Raw genomic sequence first — 10,435 nt, 5'->3', positions numbered from 1 at the left:
ATAACTATTGTACTTACTCCACTGTGGCTGCCCGCAATACTCTTTGCTGTTTTTTGGCACCTGTGGCTTAATTACATTCGCTCCGAGGCAATCAAAAATGACACATATACATTGCTTGAAATACGTTTACCGCGAGAAATTTCTAAATCGCCACTTGCGATGGAAACAGTACTTTCTGGTATGCATATCGGTATTGGAGAAACAACTTTTATCGACCGATACTGGGCAGGAAAGACACGTCCGTGGTTCTCACTCGAAATAGTTTCAATAGAAGGTGAAATTCATTTTTTCATATGGACAAGAACATTTTTAAAAGAGCTTATAGAATCACAAATTTACGCGCAGTATCCAACTGTAGAAATTTATGAAGTTGAGGACTATGCCTTGCCGATAGCGCTTGATCTTGAAAAAACCAATTTGTGGGGATGTGATTTTAAATTATCAGAACCAGACCCTATACCGATAAAAACCTATATAGACTATGGCTTAGACAAAGACCCAAAGGAGGAATTTAAAATAAATCCACTTGCGTCACAACTTGAATTTTTCGGCTCGATTGGAAAAGGGGAGCAACTATGGATGCAGATTATCATTCGTGTAAATAGAAATGAAAAACACAAAGCAGGAACACTCTTTGGGAAAAAGGGATGGAAAGATGAAGCACAGGAGGAAATAGACAAAATTATTAAAGCGGCAACTTTTAAAACCGAAGATATAAAAATGCCCACAGTACTCAATTTGTCAAAAGGGCAAGCAGAAAATGTTGCGGCAATAGAGCGCTCAATATCAAAATTGGGGTATGATTGCGGAATAAGAGGAATATACTTTGCAGACAAAGACAAATTTAATCCAAAGAACATTGTTGGACTCGTTCACGTGATGAAACAATACAGCTCAAATACACTAAACAAATTTGGTCCAGCAAGATGGATGATACCGTTTAACTACCCATGGCAGGATTTTCGCGGTAAAAGGCAAAACCGGGCTCGACACCAACTTTTGGAAGCATATAAACGTCGTTCATATTTCCACCCACCATTTAAAACTCAACCTTTTGTACTCAGCACTGAGGAACTTGCAACATTGTTTCATTTTCCAGGAGAGGTGGTGCAAACTCCTACGTTAAGCAGGGTGCCCTCAACAAAATCAGAAGCCCCTTCAAATCTTCCAACATAATACTTATGCCACCAGACTTTGAATTAAAACCAGAAAGGGAAGTAAGGCAAGAAATAAAACGATTTCACTTTGACCTTCGTAGACTTCCGGAAAACAAGGAGAGACGCAGTAAACTTTTTTTTACGGTTACGCTTATTGTGTTTTTACTCTTTTACACATTTGTGTACAGCTCACCACCATCATTTCCAGTGGGTAAAATTGTAACAGTTGAAGAAGGGGCTAGTCTTGGAGATATAACAGAGTTGTTTGAAGAAAATAGCGTGGTGAGGTCTGCGTTATGGCTTAAAGCAATTATACGAGTTGTTGGAATGCAAACAGGTGTCCATGCAGGAGATTATTTTTTTCCAAAAAGAAAAAATATACTTGGAGTTGCACGAATGATTACCACGGGCAATTTTGAACTGGATTCTCTTCTAGTCACCATTCCTGAAGGGACAATGGTGAGAGAAATGGAAACAATTTTCGCGAGCAAATTTTCTGATTTTGACAGCAAGGAATTTTTGGATAAGGCAAAGAAAAAAGAAGGATATCTGTTTCCCGATACCTATTTTTTCCTCCCAAATGTAGAAGCGGAAGAAATAATAAAAACACTTGAATCAACTTTTTTTATAAAAATAGCTGAGCTGGAGGATGATATAAAAAAATTTGGGGAACCACTCCACGATGTTGTGATAATGGCATCAATGCTTGAAAAAGAAGCACGAACTACTGAAACAAGGCGTATTATATCTGGCATACTCTGGAAACGGATTGATATAGGCATGGCACTTCAGGTTGATGCAACGTTTGGCTACACCATCGGAAAAAACACATATCAGCTTACTCTGGAAGATTTAGCGATGGATTCTCCATACAATACCTATAAGTATGCCGGACTGCCTATCGGACCCATAACAAACCCCGGATACGATTCGCTTTATGCAGCGGTAAATCCTATTCAGTCAGAGTATTTGTACTTTCTCTCCGACAGAAATGGCATAATGCATTACAGTAAGACATTTGATGAACACAAAAGAAAGAAAAGTCTATATGTGAATTAAAAATACTTTGCGCGATAGCGTGCCACTACCACTTGGTGTTTAGACTGTAAATGGGTTTGGTCGTGCTATATTACAGCAAATGAACAATCAAAATGACAAAAAAAAGGTATTTGTTGCACTCTCTGGCGGAGTAGACTCTTCGGTTTCTGCGGCGCTTTTGAAACAGGCTACACCAAATAATTTTGAAAAATTATTTGGTCGCCCGACCCCTAAGGGGTTTAGGGGTTATGACGTAACAGGCGTGTTTATAAAGGTATGGCACCCAGAGTTTTTGCCGTGTACATGGAAGGAGGAACGACGCGATGCCATGCGAGTATGTGCACATTTAGGCATTTCGTTTCTTACATTTGATTTGGAAAAAGAATACAAAAAAGAAGTTGTGGATTACATGGTGCATGAGTATAAAACTGGGAGAACCCCCAACCCAGACGTTATGTGTAATAAATATGTAAAGTTTGGAGAATTTTTCAAACAATCTATGAAAATGGGAGCCGATTACATAGCTACAGGGCATTATGCACGCGTAAAGTTTAATGAGAAATCAGGAACATATCATTTGCTCAAAGGGATTGATTCAAATAAAGACCAGTCATATTTTTTGTGGACTCTTACACAAGATGTGTTAAAGAGGACATTATTTCCGGTTGGGCAATATGCAAAGCCGCAAGTGCGAAAGCTTGCAGAAAAATTTGGTCTTGCGACAGCAAATAAAAAAGACAGCCAAGGACTGTGTTTTATTGGTAAACTCGATATGAAAGATTTTCTAAAGGGTTTTATTAATGAAAAAGAAGGAGTGGTGCTTACCCAAGAGAAAGAAGTGATTGGTGTTCACAATGGAGCGGCGTTTTATACCATTGGACAGCGCCATGGGTTTACTTTGACAAAGCAAAATCCAGAAATGTCTCCATATTATGTCATTGATAAGGAAACGAAAGGCAACACAATCACTGTATCTCCAATAGTTACAATACAAAATAAAGATACGGTTAAACTTGAAAATACAAATTGGATTGGGGATTCCCCTCAAGAAACAAACATATACGAAGCCCGCACAAGATATCGGCAGAAATTATCACTGAGTGAAGTTTCAAACACATCTGGAAATCACACAATGATTACATTTTCAAATGCATTACCGCTTTCACCGCCGGGTCAGTCCCTAGTGCTCTATGATAATGAGCGGTGTATGGGTGGAGGAATCATTATGTAATGGTCATCCCCAGACAAGTCTTTTGTTATTTTACTGACGGGCGTATAATAAACATATAGTATGGAAGAAGAGAATTCACAAAAAATATCTGTATCGCTAATTGCGGTGCTTATCGTATTTGGGCTTATGTTGCTTGGGTACGCTGCTTATTCAAAAGATGGGCGGTTTAGTTTTGACCAATACAAAAAAGACAAAATACAACAAGAAGACAATCTATCGACAAAAAGTGCCGGGAGTTTAGCAATAACACACTTCTATTCGGACGGAGAGCACACCTACTTTGGACACATTGAAACTCCTACACCATGCCACGAGCTGAGCTCACAGATACAAGTAAGACAGACCAAGCCTGAACAGGTGACCTTGTCATTTGAGACAAAAAGTATTGCCGGGGCATGTGCCCAAGTTATTTCTAAGCAAGCTTTTGCCCTTACATTCAGTGCAGAGAGAGATGCTGTCGTCAGGGCGATTTTCAATGGTGAATTATTTGACCTTGAAGTTACCGAAGTATCGTCACTTGAGGGACTATAAAACATTTAGACTATAACGAAAGATGCTCATAACCAAACTGGATGGTAATAAAGAAGCATTTGATTCCTCGAAGCTTCGTGCATCGCTTATAAAAGCGGGAACTTCGGAAGCTGAGTGTGATAAGGTGATACAAAAAATAGAATCTGAACTTAAAGAAGGAATGAATACTTCGCTCATTTATCGACGAGCATATACTCTTCTCAAAAAACAGGAAAAGGGAATAGCTGCACGGTATTCAATGAAGCGGGCAGTTCTCGATCTGGGTCCCTCTGGTTTTCCATTTGAACAGTTTATCGCTGAAATTTTTAAAAAGTGGGGGTATTCCACTGAAGTTGGTAAAATAATAAAAGGAGCGTGTGCAAAGCACGAAATAGATCTCTATGCACACAAAGACGGTAAAAACATTGCCGCAGAAATGAAATTTCATAATAAACTGGGGATCAAGTCTGATTTAAAAGTGGCTTTGTATGTACATGCTAGGTTTGAAGATATACAAGCAAACAGTAGCAACACAAGTCCAATAGATGAACGGTGGCTTGTTACTAATACAAAGTTTACCCACAACGCAATCAAGTACAGCAAATGCGTGGGTCTCCGCACCGTCTCATGGAGCGATCCTCCCTCTGGAAATTTAAATAATCTCATAGAAGAGTCAGGAATACAGCCACTGACGAGCTTAACCACACTTTCAAAACAGGAAAAAAGAGCACTAATGGAACGCGACGTAGTGTTATGCAGATCGCTTTTTGAAAAACAGGATATGATGAAAAGTTTAGGTTTTTCAGATAGTAAGATAGAAACAGTGCTCAGCGAAAGCCGGTCTCTTTGCGGTTCTCGCAATACAAAGTAAAGCAGCAGTTCAGATATCTGTTGTGCTATACTGTTTTGGATGGCAGTGTACAATCCAAATCGATCGGAAAATTGGAACTATGGCGGCAAAAACTGGCGTCTTTCTCGTTCTAAAATAGACTTTTTTATAGAATGTCCTCGGTGTTTTTATCTTGATAATAAACTTGGTACAAAAAGGCCTCCAGGGTACCCACTCAGTTTAAATATCGCTGTTGACACGCTTCTCAAGAAAGAGTTTGATATTCATCGTGCAAAAAAAATAGCACATCCTCTTATGGAACAGTACAACATAGATGCAGTGCCATTCCAACACAAGGATATGGATTTATGGCGGGATAATTTCAAAGGAATTCAGTGCAAACATGAAGAGACAGGATTTAGCGTTTCGGGTGCGATAGATGATGTGTGGGTTACTCCTGCCGATGAATTGATTATTGTGGATTATAAAGCGACAAGTAAAAATGGAGAAGTAAATTTAGATGCCCCGTGGCAAGATGGATATAAACGACAAATGGAAGTATATCAATGGTTGTTTCGGCAAAATGGATTTAATGTTTTAGACACTGGATATTTTGTATATGTAAATGGAAAAACCGATGTAGAAGCATTTGATGGAAAATTAGAGTTTGATGTTAAGGTTCTCTCGTATACAGGCAAGGACGATTGGATTGAATCAACACTAACGAAAATAAAATCGTGCTTAGATTCAAGCATAATTCCTGCGTCAGGAGAAGATTGTGAGTATTGTCCATACAGAGAAGCTTCCGGCAAAAAGTTACAGAAGTTACAAAAATTACACCCGGCGAATACAAAACTAAAACAGGAAGATAAAACTAAAATAGATACCGGAACACTTTTCTAGCATGACTTTTACTCAGCGTGTAAATCAGATAGTGTCTCGCATTCCGAAAGGGGAAACACTTTCATATGGTGAGGTTGCGGCGTTGGTTGGCAATGGTAAGGGGGCGCGAGCTATCGGATCAATAATGAACAAAAACACCAGTCCCTATATCCCATGTCATAGAGTTATACGCTCTGATGGAAGTGTCGGTGGATACAACCGAGGAACTGAAGCTAAAATGAAAAAGCTAAAATCGGAAAACGCACTATGAATACAAAGAAAAATTTGATTGAACACCTTGAAGAAAATACCCAAGTGTTTAAAAGAAAGGAGTTTGCCGATGCGTTTGAACATATAGACAGAGTGGATTTTGTCATCGATGACTGTAAAGTTGAAGCGTATGAGGATTACCCACTTCCGATAGCAAAAGAACAATCAATCTCTCAACCAACAACAGTTGCATTTATGCTTGAACTTCTTAGTCCTGAGAGAGGTGAAAAGATTCTGGATGTTGGTTCCGGCTCTGGTTGGACCACAGCTATCATTGCACATATTATCGGTGAAAAGGGATATGTGTGGGGAGTCGAACTACTTCCAGATCTTGTCTCATTTGGCAGAAAAAATATCAGTAAGTATCATTTTAAAAATGCAGAAATTTTGCAGGCAGGAGACATACTCGGACTTCCGCACGAAGCTCCATTTGATAAAATTTTAGTATCCGCTTGTGCCGATAATATACCACAGGAGCTTATGGAACAGCTCAAAGAAGGAGGAATTATGGTTCTGCCGATTGGCGATTCAATTTGCAAAGTTGAGAAAAAAAGCGATGGAGTAGAGATAAAGCATTATCCCGGTTTTGCTTTTGTGCCACTTATAACAAAATAAACATGTCCAGCAAAACGGAGCAAATGAAAAAAATTAAAGATGAAATAGTTGAGTTAACGACATCTCCGCTCTATGAGGCGCGAAAGTCAAACAACTACTATCCTGTTATCGGAGAAGGAAGTCACGATGCAAAAATAATGTTTATAGGTGAGGCCCCAGGCAAAAACGAAGCACAGACAGGCCGTCCATTTTGTGGAGCGTCTGGGAAAATCCTTGATGAACTTCTGGAATCCATAAACATCCCCAGGGAGGAGGTTTACATTACCAATATTGTGAAAGACCGACCTCCGGAGAACAGAGACCCGCTTCCTGATGAAATTACCGTGTACGCTCCATTTTTGGATCGACAGATTGAAATTATCCAACCTAAAGTGATTGCGACACTGGGACGATTTTCAATGGAATACATCATGCGAAAATTCGGACTTGAAAAAGACCTCCAACCGATAAGCAAAATGCATGGATTAACATTACTCGTCGCATCACTTTTTGGTAACATAACAGTAGTTCCACTGTACCATCCGGCGGCAGCTATCTACACGCAAAGTTTGAAAGACACGCTCCTTAAGGATTTCAAGGTGCTTAAAAAGTTTAGTAACTAAAGGAACAAAGAGACTATTAGCTATTTAACAAGGTAATGATTTTTTAAATTCGCTACACTCATTAGGTAAGTCATTATGAAACTGACACCAAAAATAGAAAAAGCAATAATAAAAGCTGCAGTGCTCCACCGCGGACAAAGCAGAAAAGGGGAAGTGGTTTATCCGTATATTACCCACCTATATTCAGTTGCAATAATTCTCTCAAATTACACAGATGATGAGGATGTTATTGTGGCTGGACTTCTTCATGATGCAATAGAGGATACGAAGTACACACCAGATAAACTTGAGAATGATTTTGGGAAAAAGGTGAGAGAGATAGTGCTCGGGGTAACAGAAAATTATTCAAATGAAAACAAAAAGAATTCATGGAAAGAAAGAAAGGAAAAATATGCAGCAAATTTGCATGGGGCAAGTGACGAATCGGTATTGGTATCGGCGGCAGACAAAATTCACAATTTGAATACCACAATTGCTGATTACAAAAAACACGGCCCAGTAATCTGGGGAAATTTCAATGCTCCAATTGAAGAACAAATGCAGTTTTATAGCAATATTTTAAAAATATGTCACGAGCGATTGAAAAGTAATATTGTATCTGAATTTGAGACGGTGTACAATGAGGCGTCAGAGCTTTTCATAGAAAAATGATATGTGGGTATTTTACGCATTTCTCTCGGCGATTTTCGCAGCGCTTGTTGCCATTTTTGCAAAGTTAGGACTCAAAGACATAGATACGACACTCGCAACAACAGTGCGGGCGATGGTCATGGTGCTGTTTCTTGTAGTAGTTAGCTTCTTCTTGCACAAATTTGACGGGTTTTCTCTAGCGTCTTTCAATTCGCGAGAATGGACCCTCATAATCCTCGCTGGAGTCGCGGGAGCGCTTTCATGGTTGTTTTACTTTATTGCTCTTAAAGCGGGACTTGCTTCCGGAGTGGTGGCGATTGACCGCTTAAGCGTTGTGTTTGTCGTGATACTCGCGGCGATATTTTTAGGAGAAGGATTTGGTTGGCAAGTCATATTCGGCGCACTTCTAATGACTGCCGGTGCGATATTTATAACTCTTAAATAACTTTTGGATAGAGAACTAAGAAATCAATCTAAGTAGTTTTTCCTCATCTATCTTAGGACCTATTCCTGAAAAACGATATTTTTCTGGTTGTAAGAGCTCCTTTGCCAACTTATCAACTTCCGCTTTAGTAACTTTTGCTATCTTTTGTTTTTCCTCTTCGAAAGATTCTTGTAATGTGTATAGGAGTGTATTACTTCCATAATGAAAAGCTACTTTTTCCGTATCCTCTGTCGATAAATCTATTCTTCCTTGTGCAAATGCTTTTGCTTTTATGAGTTCTTCCTCAGTTGTTCCATTTTTAGCTATTGCATTATACTCAGTTCGAATCGCCTCTACCGCATTTAGTACTTTATCAAGCCTTACCCCTGCTCTAGTAGTGAAAATCCCTATGTCAGAATATCCTCCCGATATGGTACGAATAGAATAACACAGCCCTTTTTCTTCACGAACGTTTAAGAACATACGAGAAGACATATTTCCTCCAAGTATCGTAGAGAGCACTTGCTGGACTGGATATCGTGCATCTTTTTCTGACAATCCCAAAACTCCAAAACTTATGTGATATTGTTCAGTCTGCTTTTCACGAATACTATATTTTTTTTCTAAAAACCTTGAATCAAAAGGAGACGCTTTTTTAGTCTGTATTCCCGGCTTGAAATCAAAATATTTTTCTACTCTAGAAATATCTTCTTTGCCTACTGCTCCAGCGAGTGTAATTACAGTGTTTTCTGGTACATACAAAGCTTCTTTGTAATCAAAAAAATCTTTTTGTGTTACCGATTTTATTACTTCTGGAGGTCCTAAAACACTTCTTCCAAGAGGTTGGTCTCCAAACAATAAGGTTGTAAAATCATCTGCAATTTGTTGCATTGGTAAATCTAAATACATTGCAATCTCTTCAAGAATAACTCCGCGCTCCTTCTCTATTTCTTTCTTTGGAAAACGAGCTTTAATAAGCATGTCACTTAATACATCAAGAGACGTATCAACATGCTTTTTTGCTGATTTTACATAATATCCAACAATTTCTTCACTGGTGAATGCATTAAATTCAGCACCAAGTCCATCTATGGTAGAAGCAACTGCACTGCAGGTTTTGTACTTCCCACCTCCCTTAAAGAACATGTGTTCGAGGAAGTGAGCAATTCCATTTATATTTTTCTCTTCATTCCGAGAGCCAGCACCTACAAGTATAAGTGAAGTTACAACATTAGTTCCTGACATTTCCACCGCCTGTATCGTAAGACCATTTTCAAGCTTTTTTGAATGTAATTTCATACTATTCATACTATAGGAGTATATAGAACTTATCTATTTTTTACTAATTTTTATTAAAGGATTTAATCAATAAAAAAGCTGTGATATAATCTAATCACTATGGATCTCGTTAGAGACCGCGGTCACGGAGATGTTTAGTGGTATTATTATGAGGAAAAGTCGAACACAAATTTAGCAAATGTTAATTATACAGGACGTGGAGATCGCGACCTGTCTCTAACGGGATGGATTTTACCACCGTAATCTTAATTGTCTTTGTTATCGTTGCACTCACCGGACTTGTGTTGTGGGTTATCTTTAAAAATAGAGACAAGAGTCAGAAAGGAAATAAAGAAGATATTGAATCAAAGCAGATTCAGCTACTTGTTGGATTGGCTGGTGATGGTCATTTAAAAGATGATTCAGAATGCTCAAGTGAAATTAAAGAATACTTTTCTTATATAAGCGTCGATTTATTAGCGAAATATATAAATCAGTGCTTAGAAAAGGCATTTAAAGATAGTGGGTTTGTTCTTCAAGATTTAATAAACGAACTTGGTCGAAGATTAGATTTCAATGTCGAGAATGGAACCACCTATCATTATTCAATTACCCCTGAAAATGTAGTCGGCGAGGGACCGCAATTAACCCCAGTCATTGCCGAAGCGATTTGGAACGATTCTGACCAAAATGGGGACGGCCTTGTGGACGTTTTAGACTTCGTTTTGTTGAGTAACGAATGGCTATGGGAAGCGCCTTGGCATACACCTTAATATTTTGGTCTTGTAGGGTGGGCTATGCTTCAGTGAGCTACGTCGAACTGCGGCCCATCCGGTTTCTCAAACAATAAACATGTCCCCAATAATAGGGCGAAGTAATTCATTCATTATAGCTGCAAGGCTCATTCATTTATTAACTTAATGGAGAATCTGTTTTATGCGGTACTTTTCCTGTTGGAACAATCTTTGC

At 38.8% G+C, this 10,435-nt stretch carries 13 protein-coding genes; 12 read left to right on the top strand and 1 reads right to left on the bottom strand.

Going from position 1 to position 10,435, the window contains the following annotated elements:
• The 11 genes from IIB50_02480 to IIB50_02430 all read left to right on the top strand — a co-directional run.
• On the top strand, positions 1-1,176 hold a 1,176-nt coding region (locus IIB50_02480), incomplete at its 5' end, for a hypothetical protein (protein ID MCH7529962.1).
• Positions 1,177-1,181: 5 nt separating this feature from the next.
• On the top strand, positions 1,182-2,216 hold the full coding sequence (mltG, locus tag IIB50_02475) for an endolytic transglycosylase MltG (protein MCH7529961.1): 1,035 nt from the start codon (positions 1,182-1,184) through the stop codon (positions 2,214-2,216).
• 79 nt (positions 2,217-2,295) lie between these two features.
• Positions 2,296-3,426 carry a tRNA 2-thiouridine(34) synthase MnmA gene (mnmA, locus tag IIB50_02470; protein MCH7529960.1) on the top strand — a complete coding sequence of 377 codons (1,131 nt, stop codon included), beginning with the start codon at positions 2,296-2,298 and terminating at the stop codon, positions 3,424-3,426.
• A gap of 60 nt (positions 3,427-3,486) precedes the next feature.
• Positions 3,487-3,957 carry a hypothetical protein gene (locus tag IIB50_02465; GenBank protein MCH7529959.1) on the top strand — a complete coding sequence of 157 codons (471 nt, stop codon included), beginning with the start codon at positions 3,487-3,489 and terminating at the stop codon, positions 3,955-3,957.
• Between the two features lie 22 nt (positions 3,958-3,979).
• Positions 3,980-4,807 carry an ATPase gene (locus tag IIB50_02460; protein ID MCH7529958.1) on the top strand — a complete coding sequence of 276 codons (828 nt, stop codon included), beginning with the start codon at positions 3,980-3,982 and terminating at the stop codon, positions 4,805-4,807.
• Between the two features lie 39 nt (positions 4,808-4,846).
• Entirely contained in the window at positions 4,847-5,668 is an 822-nt protein-coding gene (locus tag IIB50_02455; protein MCH7529957.1) for a PD-(D/E)XK nuclease family protein, read from the top strand.
• A gap of 1 nt (position 5,669) precedes the next feature.
• Entirely contained in the window at positions 5,670-5,918 is a 249-nt protein-coding gene (locus IIB50_02450; protein ID MCH7529956.1) for an MGMT family protein, read from the top strand.
• On the top strand, positions 5,915-6,532 hold the full coding sequence (pcm, locus tag IIB50_02445; protein MCH7529955.1) for a protein-L-isoaspartate O-methyltransferase: 618 nt from the start codon (positions 5,915-5,917) through the stop codon (positions 6,530-6,532). Before IIB50_02450 ends, pcm begins: the two co-directional genes overlap by 4 nt.
• Before the next feature lie 2 nt (positions 6,533-6,534).
• Complete coding sequence (locus tag IIB50_02440; GenBank protein MCH7529954.1) at positions 6,535-7,134, top strand: uracil-DNA glycosylase; 600 nt, start codon at positions 6,535-6,537, stop codon at positions 7,132-7,134.
• A gap of 75 nt (positions 7,135-7,209) precedes the next feature.
• Positions 7,210-7,785, top strand: a complete 576-nt coding sequence (locus tag IIB50_02435; GenBank protein ID MCH7529953.1) for a bifunctional (p)ppGpp synthetase/guanosine-3',5'-bis(diphosphate) 3'-pyrophosphohydrolase — start codon at positions 7,210-7,212, stop codon at positions 7,783-7,785.
• Between the two features lies 1 nt (position 7,786).
• Positions 7,787-8,209: an EamA family transporter gene (locus IIB50_02430; GenBank protein MCH7529952.1), complete on the top strand. Its 423-nt coding sequence runs from the start codon at positions 7,787-7,789 to the stop codon at positions 8,207-8,209.
• 15 nt (positions 8,210-8,224) lie between these two features.
• Here the strand turns inward: IIB50_02430 and IIB50_02425 are convergent, their stop codons facing one another.
• Entirely contained in the window at positions 8,225-9,496 is a 1,272-nt protein-coding gene (locus IIB50_02425) for an insulinase family protein (protein ID MCH7529951.1), read from the bottom strand.
• Between the two features lie 215 nt (positions 9,497-9,711).
• Here IIB50_02425 and IIB50_02420 point away from each other — a divergent pair, with 215 nt between their 5' ends.
• Entirely contained in the window at positions 9,712-10,239 is a 528-nt protein-coding gene (locus tag IIB50_02420) for a hypothetical protein (GenBank protein ID MCH7529950.1), read from the top strand.
• Positions 10,240-10,435: the final 196 nt, after the last annotated feature.

It is taken from the genome of Patescibacteria group bacterium (assembly GCA_022560785.1).
In the GTDB taxonomy this organism is placed as follows: Bacteria; Patescibacteriota; Minisyncoccia; order Phycocordibacterales; family JADFSL01; genus JADFSL01.
This window is presented reverse-complemented; position numbering and strand designations above follow the sequence as displayed.

Excerpts from the sequence above, each read along its gene's own strand:
- mltG (MCH7529961.1), top strand. The coding sequence starts at position 1,182 with ATGCCACCAGACTTTGAATTAAAACCAGAAAGGGAAGTAAGGCAAGAA.
- mnmA (MCH7529960.1), top strand. The coding sequence starts at position 2,296 with ATGAACAATCAAAATGACAAAAAAAAGGTATTTGTTGCACTCTCTGGC.
- IIB50_02465 (MCH7529959.1), top strand. The coding sequence starts at position 3,487 with ATGGAAGAAGAGAATTCACAAAAAATATCTGTATCGCTAATTGCGGTG.
- IIB50_02460 (MCH7529958.1), top strand. The coding sequence starts at position 3,980 with ATGCTCATAACCAAACTGGATGGTAATAAAGAAGCATTTGATTCCTCG.
- IIB50_02455 (MCH7529957.1), top strand. The coding sequence starts at position 4,847 with ATGGCAGTGTACAATCCAAATCGATCGGAAAATTGGAACTATGGCGGC.
- IIB50_02450 (MCH7529956.1), top strand. The coding sequence starts at position 5,670 with ATGACTTTTACTCAGCGTGTAAATCAGATAGTGTCTCGCATTCCGAAA.
- pcm (MCH7529955.1), top strand. The coding sequence starts at position 5,915 with ATGAATACAAAGAAAAATTTGATTGAACACCTTGAAGAAAATACCCAA.
- IIB50_02440 (MCH7529954.1), top strand. The coding sequence starts at position 6,535 with ATGTCCAGCAAAACGGAGCAAATGAAAAAAATTAAAGATGAAATAGTT.
- IIB50_02435 (MCH7529953.1), top strand. The coding sequence starts at position 7,210 with ATGAAACTGACACCAAAAATAGAAAAAGCAATAATAAAAGCTGCAGTG.
- IIB50_02430 (MCH7529952.1), top strand. The coding sequence starts at position 7,787 with ATGTGGGTATTTTACGCATTTCTCTCGGCGATTTTCGCAGCGCTTGTT.
- IIB50_02425 (MCH7529951.1), bottom strand. The coding sequence starts at position 9,496 with ATGAATAGTATGAAATTACATTCAAAAAAGCTTGAAAATGGTCTTACG.
- IIB50_02420 (MCH7529950.1), top strand. The coding sequence starts at position 9,712 with ATGGATTTTACCACCGTAATCTTAATTGTCTTTGTTATCGTTGCACTC.